19 protein-coding genes are annotated in these 18,284 nt (G+C 69.6%); 9 read left to right on the top strand and 10 right to left on the bottom strand.

Annotated elements, in window-relative coordinates; genetic code table 11:
• Window positions 1–28 precede the first annotated feature (28 nt).
• Genes mobA through LHP98_RS01105 form a run of 3 tightly spaced genes read left to right on the top strand, consistent with a single transcriptional unit; the run spans window position 29 to window position 2,567 of the window.
• On the top strand, window positions 29–640 hold the full coding sequence (gene mobA / locus LHP98_RS01115) for a molybdenum cofactor guanylyltransferase MobA (RefSeq protein ID WP_227250657.1): 612 nt from the start codon (window positions 29–31) through the stop codon (window positions 638–640).
• Window positions 637–1,581: a molybdopterin guanine dinucleotide synthesis gene (locus LHP98_RS01110; RefSeq protein WP_227250656.1), complete on the top strand. Its 945-nt coding sequence runs from the start codon at window positions 637–639 to the stop codon at window positions 1,579–1,581. The genes mobA and LHP98_RS01110 overlap by 4 nt, the downstream gene beginning before the upstream one ends.
• The gene (locus LHP98_RS01105; RefSeq protein WP_227250655.1) at window positions 1,578–2,567 is read left to right on the top strand and encodes an NAD(P)H-binding protein; all 990 of its coding nucleotides are present in this window, start codon (window positions 1,578–1,580) and stop codon (window positions 2,565–2,567) included. Before LHP98_RS01110 ends, LHP98_RS01105 begins: the two co-directional genes overlap by 4 nt.
• A 10-nt stretch (window positions 2,568–2,577) precedes the next feature.
• Here LHP98_RS01105 and LHP98_RS01100 read toward each other — a convergent pair whose 3' ends face one another.
• From LHP98_RS01100 to LHP98_RS01070, 7 genes are read right to left on the bottom strand one after another with little or no spacing between them, the layout of a single operon-like run.
• On the bottom strand, window positions 2,578–3,606 hold the full coding sequence (locus LHP98_RS01100; protein WP_227250654.1) for an ABC transporter ATP-binding protein: 1,029 nt from the start codon (window positions 3,604–3,606) through the stop codon (window positions 2,578–2,580).
• Window positions 3,606–4,391, bottom strand: a complete 786-nt coding sequence (locus tag LHP98_RS01095; protein WP_227250653.1) for an ABC transporter permease — start codon at window positions 4,389–4,391, stop codon at window positions 3,606–3,608. Before LHP98_RS01095 ends, LHP98_RS01100 begins: the two co-directional genes overlap by 1 nt.
• Window positions 4,388–5,251 carry an ABC transporter permease gene (locus LHP98_RS01090; RefSeq protein ID WP_227250652.1) on the bottom strand — a complete coding sequence of 288 codons (864 nt, stop codon included), beginning with the start codon at window positions 5,249–5,251 and terminating at the stop codon, window positions 4,388–4,390. The genes LHP98_RS01095 and LHP98_RS01090 overlap by 4 nt, the downstream gene beginning before the upstream one ends.
• Window positions 5,252–5,273: 22 nt before the next feature.
• Window positions 5,274–6,308 (bottom strand): ABC transporter substrate-binding protein, encoded by a 1,035-nt coding sequence (locus LHP98_RS01085; protein WP_227250651.1) that lies wholly within the window; start codon window positions 6,306–6,308, stop codon window positions 5,274–5,276.
• Between the two features lie 13 nt (window positions 6,309–6,321).
• On the bottom strand, window positions 6,322–7,308 hold the full coding sequence (locus LHP98_RS01080) for a PfkB family carbohydrate kinase (RefSeq protein ID WP_227250650.1): 987 nt from the start codon (window positions 7,306–7,308) through the stop codon (window positions 6,322–6,324).
• On the bottom strand, window positions 7,305–8,303 hold the full coding sequence (locus tag LHP98_RS01075) for an ADP-ribosylglycohydrolase family protein (RefSeq protein WP_227250649.1): 999 nt from the start codon (window positions 8,301–8,303) through the stop codon (window positions 7,305–7,307). Before LHP98_RS01075 ends, LHP98_RS01080 begins: the two co-directional genes overlap by 4 nt.
• Window positions 8,303–9,013, bottom strand: a complete 711-nt coding sequence (locus LHP98_RS01070) for a GntR family transcriptional regulator (RefSeq protein WP_227250648.1) — start codon at window positions 9,011–9,013, stop codon at window positions 8,303–8,305. The genes LHP98_RS01075 and LHP98_RS01070 overlap by 1 nt, the downstream gene beginning before the upstream one ends.
• 211 nt (window positions 9,014–9,224) lie before the next feature.
• Between LHP98_RS01070 and LHP98_RS01065 the strand changes: the two genes are divergently transcribed.
• The 6 genes from LHP98_RS01065 (at window position 9,225) to LHP98_RS01040 (ending at window position 15,660) form a co-directional block, all read left to right on the top strand.
• Window positions 9,225–10,823 (top strand): ABC transporter substrate-binding protein, encoded by a 1,599-nt coding sequence (locus LHP98_RS01065; RefSeq protein ID WP_227250647.1) that lies wholly within the window; start codon window positions 9,225–9,227, stop codon window positions 10,821–10,823.
• Between the two features lie 45 nt (window positions 10,824–10,868).
• Entirely contained in the window at window positions 10,869–11,933 is a 1,065-nt protein-coding gene (locus LHP98_RS01060; RefSeq protein WP_227250646.1) for an ABC transporter permease, read from the top strand.
• Window positions 11,930–12,835 (top strand): ABC transporter permease, encoded by a 906-nt coding sequence (locus LHP98_RS01055; RefSeq protein WP_227250645.1) that lies wholly within the window; start codon window positions 11,930–11,932, stop codon window positions 12,833–12,835. The genes LHP98_RS01060 and LHP98_RS01055 overlap by 4 nt, the downstream gene beginning before the upstream one ends.
• Window positions 12,832–13,677 carry an ABC transporter ATP-binding protein gene (locus tag LHP98_RS01050; protein WP_227250644.1) on the top strand — a complete coding sequence of 282 codons (846 nt, stop codon included), beginning with the start codon at window positions 12,832–12,834 and terminating at the stop codon, window positions 13,675–13,677. Before LHP98_RS01055 ends, LHP98_RS01050 begins: the two co-directional genes overlap by 4 nt.
• A gap of 154 nt (window positions 13,678–13,831) precedes the next feature.
• Window positions 13,832–14,605: an ABC transporter ATP-binding protein gene (locus LHP98_RS01045; RefSeq protein ID WP_227250643.1), complete on the top strand. Its 774-nt coding sequence runs from the start codon at window positions 13,832–13,834 to the stop codon at window positions 14,603–14,605.
• Window positions 14,602–15,660, top strand: coding sequence for a dipeptidase (locus LHP98_RS01040; RefSeq protein ID WP_227250642.1), 1,059 nt, complete (start codon window positions 14,602–14,604; stop codon window positions 15,658–15,660). Before LHP98_RS01045 ends, LHP98_RS01040 begins: the two co-directional genes overlap by 4 nt.
• 101 nt (window positions 15,661–15,761) lie before the next feature.
• On the opposite strand, the gene ubiV is transcribed toward LHP98_RS01040, so the two are convergent.
• Genes ubiV through ubiT form a run of 3 tightly spaced genes read right to left on the bottom strand, consistent with a single transcriptional unit; the run spans window position 15,762 to window position 18,221 of the window.
• Window positions 15,762–16,667, bottom strand: coding sequence for a ubiquinone anaerobic biosynthesis protein UbiV (gene ubiV, locus LHP98_RS01035; RefSeq protein WP_227250641.1), 906 nt, complete (start codon window positions 16,665–16,667; stop codon window positions 15,762–15,764).
• Between the two features lie 4 nt (window positions 16,668–16,671).
• Window positions 16,672–17,664: a ubiquinone anaerobic biosynthesis protein UbiU gene (ubiU, locus tag LHP98_RS01030; protein ID WP_227251517.1), complete on the bottom strand. Its 993-nt coding sequence runs from the start codon at window positions 17,662–17,664 to the stop codon at window positions 16,672–16,674.
• A complete protein-coding gene (ubiT, locus tag LHP98_RS01025) occupies window positions 17,664–18,221 on the bottom strand; it encodes a ubiquinone anaerobic biosynthesis accessory factor UbiT (RefSeq protein ID WP_227250640.1) in 558 nt (185 codons plus the stop codon). Before ubiT ends, ubiU begins: the two co-directional genes overlap by 1 nt.
• Window positions 18,222–18,284 lie beyond the last annotated feature (63 nt).

Here is an 18,284-nt window from a genome sequence, read left to right as displayed (position 1 = left end):
CCGCCCACGATCCTGTCAAGCTCCGGCCATGGCTGACGACTGGCCCGGCGTGATCCTGGCCGGCGGGCAGTCGCGGCGCATGGGCGGCGGCGACAAGGGGCTGCTTCTGCTGGCCGGGCGGCCCGTGCTGGCGCATGTGCGCGACCGGCTGGCGGGGCAATGCCGGCGGCTGGCGCTGAACGCGAACGGCGATCCGGCGCGGTTTGCGGGGCTTGGCCTGCCGGTGCTGCCGGACGTACTGCCGGCGGGGGTGGAAGACAGCCCCGGTCCGCTGGGGGGCGTGCTGGCGGCGATGGACTGGGCCGCGGGGCTGGGGGCGACCGAGGTGGTGACAGTGGCCTCGGACACACCGTTCCTGCCGCTGGACCTGGTGGCCCGGCTGGCCGCGGCAGGGCCTTTCGCGGTGGCGGCGGGGGCCACCGAGGCGGGACCGCGCCTGCACCCGGTCTGCGGGCTGTGGCCGGTGGCGCTGCGGCCTGCGCTGGCGGCGGCGCTGGCGGCGGGCGAGCGGCGGATCGGCCAGTGGGCGCAGGCCCGGGGGGCGGCGGTGGCAGTATTTCCGGCGGCGGTGCCGGACCCGTTCCTGAACCTCAACACGCCGCAGGACCTGACGGCGGCCGAAGCGCTGTTGCGGGGATGAGCTTCGACAGCATCCTTGTGGTGGACTGGTCAGGCGGCGCCGACCGCGGGCCGCGGCCGGTGAAGGATGCGATCTGGGCCGCACTGGCGCGCGCCGAAAGGCCGGCCTTTCCGCCCGTCTACCTTCGCAACAGGATTGCGGCCGAGGACTGGCTGGCCCGGACCCTGACCGCCGAGCGTGCCAATGGCCGACGGGTCCTCGCCGCCTTCGACTTTCCCTTCGGCTACCCGGCGGGCTTTGCCGCGCGGGTGGTGGGGCGGCCCGATCCGCTGGCGCTGTGGGATTTCTTTGCCGCCGAACTGCCGCCGGGGCGCGGGGCGGCTGGCGAGCCGTGCCGCTTTGCGCTGGCGGGGCGGTTGAACGGGCTGTTTCCCGGCATCGGGCCGTTCTGGTTCAACGGCCGGCGGGACGAGGCGCCGGGTCTGCCGCGCAAGGGACGGGCGCGGCAGGGGCACGCGATGGAAGAAAGACGGCTGGCCGAACACCAGGCGAAGGGCGCTTTCACCTGCTGGCAGATGGGGGGTGCGGGCGCGGTCGGCTCGCAGGCGATGACGGGCCAGGCGGCGCTGGCGCGGCTGCGGGCACGGTTCGGGGCCGATCTGGCGGTCTGGCCGTTCCAGCCTTGGGCCGGGGCGGGGATCGTGCTGGCCGAGGTCTGGCCGTCGCTGCTGGCGCGCGAGATCGCGGCGGGTATGGGGCGGGACGAGGTCAAGGACGCCGCACAGGTGCGCCTGCTGGCGGCGGCCCTGGCCGGGTTGCAGGCCGAGGGCGGGCTGGGCGCGGCGCTGGACAGCGTGCCGCCCGCAGCGGCCGAGGAAGGCTGGATTCTGGGCCTTGGCCACGAAGTGGCCTTTGCCCGCGCCCTTCTGTCCCCTTCAGGCCGGGCGGCAGTGGGGCTAGGTTATTGCAGCGCAATCCAATGCGAAGGCCCCGCCGCATGATCGACACCCCCCCTGCCCCTTTGCGCGTGGTCCTGCTGGGCGCCACGGGCACCATCGGCCGCGCCACCGCCGCGGCGCTGGTGGCGCGCGGGCATCAGGTGGTGTGCCTTGTCCGCCCAAAGCCCGGTGTCGACCCCCGCCGCGGCCTGCCTGCGGGGGCGGAGGTCCGCGCCTGTGAGGTGACCGATCCGGCCGCACTGGCGTCGGAGGGCTTTCGCGGCGAGCGGTTCGATGCGCTGGTGACCTGCCTTGCCTCGCGCACGGGCGCGCCGCAGGATGCCTGGGCGATTGACCATGCGGCCAGCCTTGCGGCGCTGAAGGCGGCGCAGGCGGCGGGGGCGTCCCGGGTGGTGGTGCTGTCGGCGATCTGCGTGCAACGGCCGCTGCTGGCCTTCCAGCAGGCGAAGCTGGCCTTCGAGGCCGAGGTCATTGCCTCGGGGCTGACCTATTCCATCGTGCGGCCGACGGCGTTCTTCAAGTCGCTGTCGGGACAGGTGGCGCGGGTGCAGGCGGGCAAGCCGTTCCTGCTGTTCGGCGACGGGCGGCTGACCGCCTGCAAGCCGATCAGCGATGCCGATCTGGGCGCCTATCTGGCCGAGTGCCTGACCGACCTTTTGCTGCAGAACCGCATCCTGCCGATCGGCGGGCCGGGGCCGGCGATCACCCCGCGCGAACAGGGCGAGTGGCTGTTCCAAAGGCTGGGGATTGAGCCGAAGTTCCGCCAGGTGCCGGTGGCGATGATGGACGCCATCATCGCGGGGCTGAGCCTGGCCGGGAAGCTGGTGCCGAAGCTGGCGGCGAAGGCCGAGTTTGCGAAGATCGGGCGCTATTACGCGACCGAGTCGATGCTGGTGTGGAACCCGAAGACCGGCCGCTATGACGCGGATGCGACGCCGGAAACCGGCACAGAGACACTGTTCGATTTCTATGAGCGCCTGATCCGCGGCGAGGCTTCGGTCGACCTCGGCGAGCACGCGGCGTTCTAGCGGCGTGGGGCTAATCCGTCAGCGGCAGCGCGCGGTCCGGTGTCCAGCTGGCCCAGACCTCCTGCCCCTCGGCAAGGTCGGCGAAGGTGTCGTCCGGGCCGGTGGCCTTGAGCCTTTGGCCCTGCCAATCCAGCACCGCCGTGCCCGAGGCGCCGCCGAAGATGCGCTGCACAAGGCGCAGGCGCAGGCGGTGCGAGGTTGCGGGTTCGGCGGCGGTGAGGCGCAGGTGTTCGGGGCGGACGGCCATGCAGGCGGTGGCACGCCCGGGCAGCAGCGTGCCGTCGGCCAGCCGCAGGCCGGCGGGTTCGACGCTGCCGCGCAGGATGTTCGCCTCGCCCAGGAAGCGGGCAGTGAAGGCGTCGCCGGGGGCGCTGTAGACCTCGCGCGGGGTGCCGGTGCGGATCAGCCTTCCGTCGCGCAGGATGCCGATGCGGTCGGACAGCGACAGCGCCTCTTCCTGGTCATGGGTGACGAAGATGGTGGTGATGCCGACCTCGCGCTGGATGCGCTTCAATTCGATCTGCATGTCCACCCGCAGGGCCTTGTCCAGCGCCGACAGCGGTTCGTCCAGCAACAGCACGCGCGGGCGGGTGACAATGGCGCGGGCCATGGCGACCCGCTGGCGCTGGCCGCCGGACAGTTGCTGCGGCTTGCGGGCGCCATAGGGGCCAAGCTGGACCAGCTCCAGCACCTCGGCCACGCGGCGGGCACGCTCCGCCCCGGAGATCTTTCGCACCGCCAACCCGAAGCCGACGTTCTCGGCCACCGTCATGTTGGGGAACAGGGCGTAGCTCTGGAACACCATGCCGATCTCGCGCGCCTCGACCGGCACGTCTTCCACCGGCCGGCCGGCGATGAAGACATGGCCGGCATCGGGGGCAACGAAGCCGGCGATGGCGCGCAAAAGCGTGGTCTTGCCGCTGCCCGATGGCCCGAGCAGGCCGAAAAAGCCGCCATCGGGGAAATCCAGCGTCACCTCGTCCAGCGCGCGGGCGGCGCCGTAGGATTTTACCAGCCGTTCGACGCGGACCTCGGCCATCAGTCCTCGCCTCCGAACCGGACGCGGCGGGCGGCAAGCAGCATCAGCGCCATGGAGACCGCGATGATGAGGGTCGAGACGGCGTTGATCTCGGGGGTGAATCCCTTGCGGATCGAGGTGTAGATCAGCACCGGCAGCGTGCTGTCGCCGGGTTCGGACAGGAAGTAGGACACCACGAACTGATCGAAGCTGACGGCAAAGGCGAACAGCGCGCCGGCGATGATGCCGGGCAGGATCCAGGGGATGGTCACGGCGCGGGTCACCGTCCAGGGCCGCGCGCCCAAGGAACGGGCGGCCTCCTCCAGAGCGGGGTCCAAGGTGGCCAGGCGTGACGAGACCACGACGATGACGTAAGGCAGCGCCAGCGCGACGTGACCGATGATCACGGCAGGCGTGCCGCGGTCCAGCCCGATGCCGAAGAAGAACACCAGCATCGCCGTGCCGGTGATCAGCCAGGGAATGGCGATGGGCGGGAACAAGAGCGCCCGCAGCAGCGCCTTGCCGGGAAAGCTGTGCCGGTAAAGCGCGATCGAGGCGGCGGTGCCCAGCACGGTGGCAATCGCCGTGACGGTGCCGGCGATCCAGACCGAGCGGCCGGCGGCCGCCAGGATTTCGCCGTTGTGCCAAAGCTTTGCATACCAGTCGGTGGTGAAGTCGAAGGGCAGCTGGTAGAACTCGGACCGGTTGAAGGACATCGCGGCCATCACCAGGATCGGCGCGTAGAGAAAGACCAGGATCAGCCCGAGGTAGAGGTGCCCCAGCCGGGCCAGCAGGCGGTTGGTCATGTCGGCGCCTTTCGCAAGGCCGGTGTGGCCAGCGCCAGGATCACCAGCACCACCGCCAGCAGGATGAACGACAGCGCCGCCCCGAGGGGCCAGTTGAAGACGGCAACGAACTGATCCTCGATGGCGGTGCCGTAATAGGTGCCGACGCGGCCGCCCAGCAGGCGCGGCTCCATAAAGCTGCCGACGACGGGGACGAAGATCAGCACCGCCCCGGCGATCAGGCCGGGGGCGGACAGCGGCAGAAGGATGCGCAAGAGGATGGTCCGGCGCGGGGCGCCCAAGCTGCGAGCGGCCTCGATCAGGCTGTCGTCGATGGCCTGCAGGGCAAGGTAGGCGGTGAGAATGACATAAGGCAGGTAGGAATGCACCAGCCCGATCACGATGGCGCTTTGGCTGAACATCAGGTTCACCCGCACCTCCCAAGGCAGGATGGCGTTGACGGCGGCATCCAGCACGCCGTTGCCGCGCAGCACGATGGCCCAGGAAAAGATGCGGACCAGCGAGTTTGACCAGAACGGCAGGATCACCAGCAGGAACAGCGCCTCGCGCGCACGGCCCTTGATCGCCTTGGCCAGCACCAGCGCGAAGGGAAAGCCGATCAGCACGCACAGCGCGGTGACGATCAGGCCCAGCTTCAGCGACTTCCACAACAGCAGCGCATAGGTGCCCGTCTCGAAGAAGTCGCGATAGTTCTGCAGCGTGAAGGCCCAGTCGCGCCCGCCGAAGGGCACGTCGGTCAGAAGGCTGAAAAAGGCCATGGCTGACAGCGGCAGGAACACCGCCGCTGTCAGCCACAGATAGGCCGGCGACAGCATCAATGCCGCACGCCGCCGGTCTGCCCGTTCCAGGCTGCCCGCCATGGCCCTGTCCCGTTGCGCGGCCCTATTGCGCGGCCTTGAGGTCTTGCCAGAGCTTCAGATAGGCCTCGCGGTTTTCGTCCGACACCGGGCGCATGAACTGCACCCGCGCCACCACCGCCGGATCGCCCAGGATCGAGCGGTTGAAGCTGGTTTCCGGCAGCGCCGCCGCGGCCTTGCTGTTCGAGGTGGCCGGCGCGCCCTCGGCATCCCATTTCACGTAGAAATCGGGATCGACCATCCAGTCGATGAAGGCATGGGCGGCATCGGGGTGGGTCGAGGTGGCCGGGATCGACAGCCCGTCAAGCCAGCCGATGGCGCCTTCGTCGGGCACGACAAAGGCAATGGGCAGGCCCTTGCCGATGGACCGCGCGGCCGAGCCGGACCAGTAGGTGGCGACGGCGAAATCGCCGGCGGCCATGAACTGGTTCCAGTCGTTTTCAGACCCCCAGAAGGTGGTGATCTGCGGCAGCAGCTCCACAAGCTTGGCCTTGACCGCGTCCATATCCTTGATGTCGTTGATGTTCTGGCCGGTGGCCAGGGCTGCAAGCTGGACCGCCTCAAGCCCGTCGTCGCGCACCGAGACGCGGCCTTTCCAGGCCGGGTCCCACAGCACGGCGATCGAGGTGGGCGGCGCGGGGAAGTCGGTGGTGTTGACCGCAAGCGCGGTCAGGCCCCAGGTCCAGGGCACGCCATGCAGGGCGCCGGCGGGGTTGAGGTCGGCGTTGGCGGTCAGGCCCGGGTCAAGGTCGGCGAAGTTGGCGATCTTGGCCGGGTCGATGGGCGCGATCAGCCCTTCGGCCTGGGCCTGGGCGGTATAGGCCGAGTTGATCAGCACCACGTCATAGGCGCCCGGATTGGTGCGCAGCTTGGTCAGCATCTCCTGTTCCGAGGTGAAGTATTCATGCACCACGGTATGGCCGGTGGCCGCGGTGAAATCGGCGATGGCCCAGTCCAGGTCGGTGCCATAGCCCTGCCAGTTGAGCACGCGGATCTCGTCCGCGGTGGCGGCGCCGGCGGTGGCCAGCGCCAGGGCGGAAGTCAGCAGGATCGTTCTCATCGGGTCCTCCGTGTCAGTGGGATTGCGGTCGGGGGGATGGCGTTCTGGGGGATGGCGTTCGGGCAGCGGGGGCTTCGGCCAGCGCGGCCAGGACGGTCTTCAGGTCCGGGGCCGTGGCCGGCCCTTCTTGTGTGGTGGAAAGGGCGGCGGCGACATTGGCAAGGGCCGCCGCGCGCAGCGGCGGCGCGCCTTGCGCCAACAGGGCGAGGAAGGCACCGACATGGGCATCGCCCGCGCCATTGGTGTCGATGGCCCGGACCGGATGGCCGGGCAGGCAGGTGACGCTGCCGTCGGGGCGGGCCAGGTGGCAACCCTCGGCGCCGACGCGCACCAGCGCGCCGCCGCCGGCCGGGCGGGTGGCGGCCAGCGCCCGCGCAGCGGTGGTGGGGTCCGAGCGCCCGGTCAGGGCCTCGGCCTCGGCGGCATTGGCGCTGATCCAGCGCGCGCACCGCAGCGCGGCCGCCAGCGCCCGGGTCGGGATGGCGGCCACCTGCGGGCAAGGGTCGAACAGCAGCGGCAGACCCTGCGGACGGGCCTCCAGCCAGGCGGTCAGGGCCTCCTGGCTGCCGGCATAGCTCAGCGCATAGCCCGAGAGCAGGAACCAGTCCTCCGGCGCCGGGGTCAGCGCGGCAAGGTCGGCCTCGGCGATCTGGCCGTCGGCACCCTCGGCGGCGATGAAGGTGCGCTCGCCGCTGTCATCCACCAGGACGGTGCAGCAGCCCTGGTCCTGGCCGGCCAGGCGCGGGCGCAGGATGTCGATGCCCTCCGCGGCCAGCGCCGCCGATACCACGTCGGCCAGCGGACCGGTGCCCAGGCTGCCGGCATAGCCGACCCGCACCCCGAAACGCCGGGCCGCGACCATGGCGTTGAAGCCGCCGCCGGCGGTCATCCGGCAGCCGCCCCGCACCTGCGCCTCGGTGCCCGGCGCCGGCACGGCTTCGACGCGGTAAAGCAGGTCCACGATCACGCCGGACAACTGGATCAGCCGCGACCGGGTCATCGCGCGGCCCCCCGCAAGGCCAGCAATCCCTGCGCCAGCGGCGCAAGCTCCAGCCGGTTCACCGCGACCACCAGCGCCACCTTGTCGGCCGGCAGGGCCGAGGCGCCCGAGCAGGCCCCCGCCATGGCCCCGGCGATGGCGCCGATGGTATCGGTGTCGTCGCCGATGTTGGCCGCGATCTGGGCCGCGCGCCAGGCGTCGCCGCCGGCCAGCCGCACCACGCCGAAGGCCGCCGCGACCGAGCAGCGGCTGGCGACCGAGGTGCCGATCTCGCACGCCAGCCGGGCCTCGTCGCCGCCGCGCGCGATGTCCAGCGCCAGGGCGATGCGGCCGGCCATGTCCGGCTCACCCACCGCCGCGCCCAGCGCGGCGCCCAGGCGGGCGGCCTCCAGCGCGGCGGGCAGCGCCGCGTCGAAGGTGGCGCCGTCGATGCCCTGGCTGACCACCGCCGCCACCGCGGCGGCGGCGGCGATGGCCTCGCGCGTCGCGTGGGTGACGCGGCAGGCGGCCGCGACGCGGGTGACCAGCCGCGGCAGGTCGTTGGCCGAGGTGGCGATGCCGACCGGCGCAATCCGCATGGCGGCGCCATTGGTGGTGCCGGTGCGGCCGGTTTCCCCGACCGGCGTGCCGGCCAGCAGCGCGTCCAGCGCGCGCCGGGTCGACGGGCCCAGCAGATCGCGCAGCCCGCGGGCGCGCACGCCCGCCTCCCAGCCGATCAGCGCCTGTGCCCAGGCGCAGTCGTCCAGCACGCCGCCGCCGTCGATCAGCAGGCGGGCCAGCAGCAGCGTCTGCTCGGTGTCGTCGGTGACCGCCCCTGCCGGCAACCCGTGCGACACCGGGTGACCGGGAAACGGCGCCAGAAAACCGGCGATCCGGCCATAGCGGGCAGCAATGGCGGCGCGGTCCAGCGTCTGCGAGGGCATCCCCAGCGCATCGCCCAGCGCCCCGCCCAAGAGCGCGCCCAGGGCGCGGTCAAGGCTGCCCTGCCCCGGCATCAGAAGGCAATCCGCAGGCCGAACCGGCCCGGATCAAGGATGCTGTCGACATATTCCAGCACCTCGCCCGAAGCGATTCGGGTCACCCGTTCCAGCCGCAGCATCGGCGCACCGGCCGCGCGCTGCATGATCCCGGCATCGACCGGCGACAGCGCCGGCACGACCCCCACCACCTCTTCGCCCGCCGCCACGGCCAGACCGTGCTCGGCCAGGGTGGCGTTCAGCGAGCCGTCCTTCAGCCCGGCCTCCAGCACCGGCGCAAAGCCGTCGCGCCAGGGCAGCCGGCTGCGCTCCAGCGAGATGCCCTGCCCGCTGCGCAGGCAGAACCGCAACCGGTCGATGCGCAGATAGATCCGCGACCCGCCCAGCCGGGCGTCGGCGCGGCGGCTGGACCCGGCGCTGATGGCCAGAAGCCGCGTCTCGACCGCGCCGTCGCCCTGCGACAGGGCCACCGTCCAGCCCAGGCTGCTGTCGATGGCAATGCCGTCATAGGTGACGAACGATCCGATGCCCGTGCGGGTGGTGATCAGCCCCTGCCGGGCCAGGATTTCCAGCCCGCGGCGCACCGTGTTGCGGCTGACCTCGAAACGCCGCATCAGCCCGACTTCACTTTGCAACAGCGCGCCGTTGCCCAGCCGGCCCTCGCGGATGTCGCGTTCCAGCGTCCGGGCCACCTGTTCCGACTTTGCAAGGCCGACCGGCGCCGACATCTGCAGCCCCCCAGGGAACCTGTCCCTACCTGTACTATGCACGCGCCCGGGGCTCGGTCAAATGCCCAGTCGCGGGCCGGCCCGCGCGGTCTGCCAGGGTGCCGGACGGCAGCGCGCGTTCTCCCATTGACAGCGGCGCCGGGGATTTGTCCAATTGATCAATGAACCGGCCCGCATCCGGGACCGGAAAAACAATCACAGGGAGTTCAGAATGAAGCTGACGCATGGATTCGGCCGTGCCACGGCCGTCGCCATCCTGATGGCAGGCACGGCGCCGGTGGCGCTGTTCGCCGAAACCCCGGCCGACACCCTGGTCGTGGCCGATGCCATCGACGACATCGTCTCGATCGACCCGGGTGAGGCCTTCGAATTCTCGGGCGTGGACCTGAACAACAACACCTACGACACGCTGATCGAAACGGATTCCGCCAAGCCGGGCGAACTGGTTCCGGGCCTGGCGGAAAGCTGGGCCGTGGCCGAGGACGGCATGACCTATACCTTCAAGATGAAGGCGGGCATCACCTTCAGCAGCGGCAACCCGGTCACCGCCGAGGACGCGGCCTATTCGCTGCGCCGGGTGGTCAAGATGAACAAGACCCCGGCCTTCATCCTGACCCAGTTCGGCCTGACCGCCGAAAACGTGGACCAGATGGTCAGCTTCGAAGGCGACACCGTCACGCTCAAGACCGACAAGGTCTATGCGCCGTCCTTCGTCTACAACTGCCTGACCGCCGGCGTGGCCAACATCGTCGACATGAAGACGGTGATGGAGCATGAGGTCGAGGGAGACATGGGCAACGCCTGGCTCAAGGAGAACAGCGCCGGCACCGGGGCCTATGTGCTGAAAAGCTACAAGCCGAACGAAGGCTATGTGCTTGAGGCCCGCGCCGGCCACTGGCGCGGCGATGCCAAGCTGAAGAACGTGTTCATGCAGCACATCCCGGAAGGCGCGACGCAGCGCCTGCTGTTGGAAAAGGGCGATATCGACATTGCCCGCGAGCTGACGCCCACCGACGTGGACGGCCTTGCCGGCAACGCCGACGTCAAGATCCAGAACGACGTGGGCGGGCAGGTCTACTATCTGGCGCTGAACCAGAAAAAGGCCGAACTGGCCAACCCGAAGGTGCAAGAAGCGATGCGCTGGGCCATCGACTATACCGGCATGACCGAGACCATCCTCAAGGGCCAGTGGGTGGTGCACCAGAACTTCCTGCCCAAGGGCTTCCTGGGCGCGCTGGACGAAAATCCCTACAGCCTGGATGTCGAGAAGGCCAAGGCGCTGATGGCGGAATCCGGCCTGACCCTGCCGCTGGAGGTGGGCTTCACCGTCCGCAACAACCAGGAACGGATGGACATCGCGCAATCGGTGCAGAACACCTTTGCGCAGATCGGCATCAACCTGGTGCTGGACGTGGGCGACGGCGCGCAGGTGCTGGAGAAATATCGCGGCCGCCAGCATGACATCACCGTGCAGACCTGGGGCCCGGACTATCCCGATCCGCACACCAACGCCTCGACCTTCGCGATGAACCCCGACAACAGCGATGAGGTCAAGGCCACCGGCTACCTGGCCTGGCGCACCGCCTGGGATCCGGGTGAGTTGAACGCCGAGACGGCGGCGGCGGTCGAAGAGATGGACACCGCCAAGCGTGAGGCGATGTATGCCGATATCCAGCGCAAGGTGCGCGACAGCTCGGCCTTCATCCTGATGTTCCAGCAGGCCCGTCAGGACGGCATGCACGCCAATGTGACCGGGTTCTATGCCGGCGGCGCCACCGACTCGGCCGCCTACTGGACGGTGACCAAGTAAGAGACAGGGCCGCCGCGTCCGCGGGCGCGGCGGCCCGCTTTCCCGATGACCGATCTTTCCCCCTCGCCGCAGGACCGGCGCCTTGTCCGCCTGCTGGTGCAGGTCGGCACGGGGCTGTTCACGCTGGCCATTACCCTGCTGGGCCTCTTGCTGATCACCTTCATCATCGGCCGGGTGGTGCCGATCGACCCGGTGCTGTCGATCGTGGGCGAGCGCGCGACTCAGGCGCAGATGCAGGCCGTGCGCGATGCGCTGGGGCTGGACCTGCCGCTGTGGCAGCAGTTTGCGATCTATGTCGGCGATGCGCTGCAGGGCGACCTGGGCCGGTCGATCCGCACCGGCGACGCCATCGTGTCCGAGATCGCCCGCTATTTCCCCGCCACGCTGGAACTGGCCACCCTGGGCACGCTGATCGGCACCCTTGTGGGCGTGCCGGCAGGCGTGCTGGCGGCCACCCGGCCCGGCAGCCTGGCCGACCAGGTGGTGCGGCTGGTCGGGCTGATGGGCTATTCGATGCCGGTGTTCTGGCTGGGGCTGATCGGCCTTCTGGTGTTCTACGGCAAGCTCGACTGGGTCGCCGGTCCGGGCCGGCTGGACCCCAGCTATGACATGATGATGCAATTCACCCTCACCACCTATACCGGCATGATCCTGATCGATTCCGCGCTGAACGGCGCCTGGGACGTGTTCCGCAACGCGATCAGCCACATCATCCTGCCGGCGGGATTGCTGGGCTATGTCTCGATGGCCTACATCAGCCGGATGACCCGCAGCTTCATGATGAACGAACTGGGGCAGGAATACATCACCACGGCCCGGGTCAAGGGCATGCCCGAGTGGCGGGTGATCTGGGTGCATGCCATGCGCAACGTCATGGTGCCGCTGATCACCGTGATCGCGCTGTCTTACGCCTACCTGCTGGAAGGCTCGGTGCTGACCGAGACGATCTTCGCCTGGCCGGGCCTTGGCAGCTACATCACCGATGCCCTCTTCGCCGCCGACATGCCGGCCGTGCTGGGCGGGACGGTGGTGGTGGGCGTGGTCTTCGTGACGCTGAACATGGTCAGCGACATCGTCTACCGGCTGGTCGACCCGAGGGCGCGGGCATGACCGCCCTGCGTGCCTGGCTGACCGACCCCAGCCCCTCGTCGCGCCGGCAGGCCCGGCTGGGGCAATTGTGGCTGGCCTGGCTGCGCATCCGCCGCAACAGCCTGGCCATGGCGGGGCTGGCAATCGTCTCGATCCTGGTGCTGGTCGCGGCCTTCGCGCCCTTGATCGCCCCGCACGATCCGCTGGTGCAGGACCTGTCGCGCCGTCTGCTGCCACCCGGCACGCCGGGCAACTGGCTGGGCACCGACGATTTCGGCCGCGACATCCTGAGCCGGATCATCCATGGCGCCCGCATCACGCTGTACATCATCGGCCTGGTGGCGCTGACGGCGCCGGTGCTGGGCCTGCTGATCGGCACCGTGGCGGGCTATTTCGGCGGCTGGGTCGATGCCGTGCTGATGCGCCTGACCGATATCTTCCTGGCCTTCCCGCGGCTGATCCTGGCCCTCGCCCTGGTCGCCGTGCTGGGGCCCGGCATCGAGAACGCCGTGCTGGCCATCGCGCTGACCGCCTGGCCGCCCTATGCCCGGGTGGCGCGGGCCGAAACCCTCACCGTGCGCAACTCCGACTACATCGCCGCCGTTCGCCTGCAAGGCGCCGGCTCTGCCCGCATCATCGCCGGGCATATCGTGCCGATGTGCCTGTCCTCGGTCATCATCCGGGTCACCCTGGACATGGCCGGGGTGATCCTGATCGCCGCCGGCCTGGGTTTCCTGGGCCTGGGCGTGCAGCCGCCGCTGCCGGAATGGGGGCTGATGATCAGCTCCGGCCGCAAGTTCCTGTTCGAACAGTGGTGGGTGGCCACCATGCCGGGCCTGGCCATCTTCATCGTCTCGCTGGGCTTCAACCTCTTGGGCGACGGCTTGCGCGATGTGCTGGACCCGCGGAGTGCGCCGAAATGAGCCCGCTTCTCGAGGTGCAGAACCTGCGCGTGACCTTCGACACCGAGACCGGGCCGGTCGAGGCGGTGCGGGGCGTGTCCTTCAGCCTGGGGCGCGAACGGCTGGGGATCGTCGGCGAAAGCGGCAGCGGCAAGACCATGACCGGCCGTGCGGTGCTGCGCCTGATCCGCCCGCCGGGGCGGGTCGAGGCCGACCGGATGGTGTTCGACGGCCAGGACCTGATCGCCGCCTCCGAACGCGAGATGCGCGCCTTGCGCGGCCAGCGCATCGGCATGGTGATGCAGGACCCGAAATACAGCCTGAACCCGGTGATGAACGTCGGCGCGCAACTGACCGAGGGCCTGCGCCTGCGCGACGGCTTTGGCCGGGCAGATGCCCGCGCCAAGGCCATCGCGGCGCTGGAGGCGGTGCAGATCCGCGACCCCGAGCGGGTGATGGAGGCCTATCCGCACGAACTTTCGGGCGGCATGGGCCAGCGGGTGATGATCGCGATGATGCTGATCCCGGAACCTGACCTCTTGATCGCGGATGAACCCACATCGGCGCTGGATGTCACCGTGCAGGCCGAGGTGCTGTCGATTCTGGATGCGCTGGTGCGCGACCGCGGCATGGGGCTGATCTTCATCAGCCACGACCTGCGTCTGGTGGCGCGGTTCTGCGACCGGGTTCTGGTGATGTACAAGGGCCGCGTGGTGGAAGAGGTCGAGGCGAAGAACCTGCTGGCGGCAAGGCACCCCTATACGCAAGGTCTGCTCAACTGCCTGCCGCGCATCGGCGGGTCGCGGGCGCCCTTGCCGGGCCTTGACCGCACGGGGGCCTGGACGCAGGAGGGCACCCCGTGACCGTCCTGGGCCCTTTCCCGAACCCGGCCGGGGCTTCGCCCCGGACCCCAGGGTATTTGGGCCAAGATGAAGTCCGTGCTGCTTCATCTTGGTCCAAATACCCCCGCCGGAGGCCCCGGGTTCCGCCGGGCCGGCGGCATGGGAAAGCGGCGCCATGAGCCTGATCGAGATCGACAACCTGTCTGTCACCTTCCGCGCCAAGGGCCGCGAGGTGCGCGCGGTGGAAGCCGTGAGTCTGACCGTGGCGGCAAGGGAAAGCTACGGGCTGGTGGGCGAAAGCGGATCGGGCAAGTCCACCATCCTGCGGGCGATCTGCGGGCTGGCGCCGATCAGCGGTGGCAGCATCCGCATCGGCGGGGTGCCGGTCGCCACGCCACGCGGGCGGGCCTTTGCGGCCCGGGTGCAGATGGTGTTCCAGGACCCCTACGCCAGTCTGCATCCGCGCCACACCATCGACCGCACGTTGTCGGAACCCTTGGCGATCCACGGCCTTTCCGGCTCGGACGCCAGGGTGGTCAAGGCGCTGGAAGACGTCGGCCTGCCGGCCGCCTTCCGCTTTCGCTTTCCGCACCAGTTGTCGGGCGGTCAGCGCCAGCGCGTCGCCATCGCCCGCGCGTTGATGCTGGAACCGGAAATCCTGCTGCTGGATGAACCCACCTCCGCGCTGGATGCCTCGGTCCAGGCCGAGGTGCTGAACCTGCTGGACCGGCTGCGCGACGAGCGTGGCCTGACCTTCCTGATGGTCAGCCACGACCTGGCGGTGATCGACCACATGACCGACCGGGTGCTGGTGATGCAGAACGGCCGTGCGGTCGAGGAACTGACCCGCGCCGCCCTGGCCGGCGCGCGCATGACAACCGACTATGCCCGCAGCCTGTTCGACGCCAGCGCCGACCGGATGCTCGACCCCGCCAAGGAGGCCCCATGATCCCTGTGTTTGATGGTCACAACGACCTGCTCCTGCGGCTTCTGGACGACCCGGCCCGGCGCGCCGAGATCTTCCTGACCGGCGAGGGCAAGGGCCACCTCGACCTGCCGCGGATGCAGGCGGGCGGCTTTGCCGGCGGCTTCTTCGCCATCTACCTGCCCTCGCCCGCCGCGCATGACGATCCCGAGATCGAGGCGCAGATGGAAAAGCCGCCCTATGCGCTGCCGCTTTCCGATCTGATCGGCTTCGACGCGGCGATCCTGCCGGCGGTGCAGGCCGCCGGGCATCTTCTGTGGATGGAACGCGCCAGCGCCGGCGCGTTGAAGCTTTGCCGGACCGCTGCCGAGGTGGCCGAGTGCCTGAAGACCGGCACCATCGCCGCGATCATGCACATGGAGGGTGCCGAGGCGATCGACGAAAGCCTGGACGCGCTGCATCTGTTCCATGCTGCCGGGCTGCGGTCCATCGGGCCGGTCTGGAGCCGGCCGACGATCTTCGGTCACGGCGTGCCCTTCGCCTTTCCCTCCAGCCCCGACACCGGGCCGGGGCTGACCGAGGCCGGCAAACGGCTGGTGGCCGAATGCAACCGGCTGAAGATCATGATCGACCTTTCCCACATCAACGAGAAGGGCTTCGATGATGTGGCGCGGCTGTCCGATGCGCCGCTGGTGGCGACGCATTCCAACGCGCATGCGCTCTGCGCCTCGTCGCGCAACCTGACCGACCGGCAGCTGGCGATGATCCGCGAGACCGGCGGCATGGTGGGGCTGAACTTCGCAGTGGGCTTCCTGCGGCCCGACGGCCGCAAGGACGACGGCTGCGGCTGGGACCCGGTGCTGCGCCACATGGATCACCTGCTCAAGGCGCTGGGCGAAGACCATCTGGGCTTCGGTTCCGACTACGACGGCGCCACCACGCCGGCGGTGATCGGCGACGTCACCGGACTGCCACGTCTGCTGCAGGCGCTGGCCGACCATGGCTACGACCGGCCGCTGCTGGAGAAGATCGCGCACGGCAACTGGCTCGCGCTGTTGCGCCGCACCTTCGGGACCTAGCCGGGGGTCTGACCGGCCAGAGTCTTAACAAATCCCTAAGACAGATTCGCAAGCCCTTGGAATCGCTTGCTGTCCGACGTGTCCCATGATGGGACGCCCGCTCAGGCCGCGCTGGCGCCGCTGAGACTTCTGCCCACCTCGCCGCGCAGGAAGCCGTCGCAGAACTCGGCCCCCGGCATCAGCCGCTTGAGTTCGGCCACCAGCGCCTCACCCTGCCCGGCCGATGACCCCAGGCTCTCGGCATAGGCCGCCGCCACAGCCGCGAAATTGCCGGTGTGGGGCGACAGGCGCAGAGCGGCGACCCCGGCCTCGCGCAGGGCGGCGATCTGATGGGCGGCGGTGGTGACCGCCCGCGCCAGGGTCTGCACGCCGTTCACACTCAGGAAGGCGCGGCCGTCCAGCGTGTCGACGTCGCGGCCGTCGGGATCGTCGGCGCAGACGAACTGGCAGCTGTCCTTGGCGCGGTCGGTCAGGCGGGCATGGTAGCAGCGGCCCGAAATCGCCAGCGGCGCGCGGCCATGCGCCCAGACCTCGACGGCCACCCCGGCCTCGGACCCCGCCTTGGCCAGCGCGGCGATGGCGGACAGCGGCAGTTCGGGCGGCAGGCAGACCCGCGTCGCGCCGCGGCGGGCCAGCCACATCAGCGTGCCCTCGTTATAGACGTTCACCATCGGCCCGACCCAGAACGGCGTGCCTTCCGGGATGTGGCGCAAGGCGGACAGGTCGTTCACCTCGACCGGCAGGCCCATGGCGACCAGATCGTCGGTCTGCTTGCGTTCACGCTTCAGGGTGATCAGCGCCAGCGAGGTGACGGCCACCTCCTTGCCGGCCGCCTGCAGCGCCGCAACGGCGCCGGGGATTTCGTCCTGCCAGAACGGCAGGCGCTTCGAGCAGACCCATTCGCCGATCACCACGCGGGCGACGGGTGTCTCGGCCAGTCCGGCGTAAAAGGCGCGCAGGTTGTCCGGGGTCCAGAAAAAGGCGTTCGGTCCGACGGTCAGGTCCATCGCCTTACCTCCAGATCTTGGCATAGGCGCCGGTGGTCGAGGCCTGGCCTTCGGTCAGCTTGGCCAGCAGGCTTTCGGGCATCGGCAGACCGCGATCCGCTGCCTCGACCGCCGCGCGGAAGGCGCGCACGACCTGCGCCACATAGGCCCGGCTGCGCTGCCGGCCCTCGATCTTCAGCGCCGAGACGCCGGCCTTCTGCAGGGCCGGGATCAGATGGGTCGCATCCAGGCTGGCCGGATCCTCGAAGATGTGGCCGACCTGATCATTGCCCTTGGCATCGGGCGAAGAGAAGCAGCCCTTGCACAGCGTCGGGTAAGGCGCGGTCGCACCCTTCGGCGTGCGGTGGATCAGGAATTCGCCCAGCCGCGCCTCTTGCGCACCGTTCACCTCGGCATAGGCGACGTGGCTGGCAGGCGAGCAGACCCCGTTCATGTTGGGCGACTTGCCGGTGGCATAGGACGACAGCGCGCAGCGCCCCTCGGCCATCACACAGAGGCCGCCGAAGACGAAGACTTCGGTCTCGACGTCGATCTCGCGGTTGATGGCGGCGATCTCGTCCACCGTCAGCACGCGCGGCAGGACCACACGCTTCACACCGAAGCTTTCGGCATAGAGATTGATCGCGTCGGGATTCGCTGCGGCCGCCTGCACCGACAGGTGCAGCCGCAGGCCCGGGTGTTTCTCGGCAGCATGGGCCAGCAGGCCGATGTCGGCCAGGATCACCGCATCCGCCCCGGCGGCACCGGCATCAGCCACGGCGCGGTGCCACAGGCCCTGGTCACCCGCGCGGGGGAAGGTGTTGATCGCGACCAGCACCTTGGCGCCGCGGGCGTGGGCATGCGCCACGCCTTCGGCCATTTCCTCGCGGTTGAAGTTCAGGCCCGGAAAGTTGCGGGCGTTGGTCTCGTCGTTGAAGCCGCAATAGACGGCATGAGCCCCGGCCTCGACCGCGGCGCGCAGGGCGGCGGGGGTGCCGGCGGGACAGACAAGTTCCATCATCGGGAGTGATCCTCGGGGTCTTCGCCCAGCCGGCGCCGCGACAGCGACAGGCCGGTGCGGCGTTCCAGAAGCGCCGACATCCGGCGCAGGGCGGGGCCGGCCGGACCGGCCAGCGAGGCGATCTCTTCGGTCAGGTCAATCTCGGCATCATCCAGCGCATTGCGCAGAGCAACCACTGAAGAGGTGTCGCCCGAAATTTCAAGCTGGCCGGAGAAGAACAGCGCGTCGCCGTCTTCCTCGGCATGAAGCATGGCCAGGAAGGCCTTGAGACTGCCGCGGATTTCCGTGTCATGCGCCGGCTTGGCACGGCGCGGGACTACGGTCAGCCGCCGCAGCGACGGTTCAAGCAGGATCGGGAACGGCATGTCCGTGACCTGGATCAGGAAGCGCGAACCGGCCGTGGCCCCCATCCGGCGCAGGATCGACGGGTGACGCGACAGCACATGCCGCATCAGCCGCGAGAACAGCATCGACAGCGGAGTCAGCGGCGGGGTCGGAAGCGGGATGGATCGGCCAAGCAGCTTGACCGACGGATCGGAGAGAATGCGCATCATGGAGGGCTTATACGCATCCCCCTGTCAGGTTTGATTGACACAAATCAATCTCGCTTCGCCGGC

The sequence above is a fragment of the Rhodobacter sp. Har01 genome, assembly GCF_020564565.1.
In the GTDB taxonomy this organism is placed as follows: Bacteria; Pseudomonadota; Alphaproteobacteria; order Rhodobacterales; family Rhodobacteraceae; genus Pseudogemmobacter.
The sequence above is the reverse complement of the archived record's forward strand: the minus strand, read 5'-3'. Positions and strand labels throughout refer to the sequence as shown.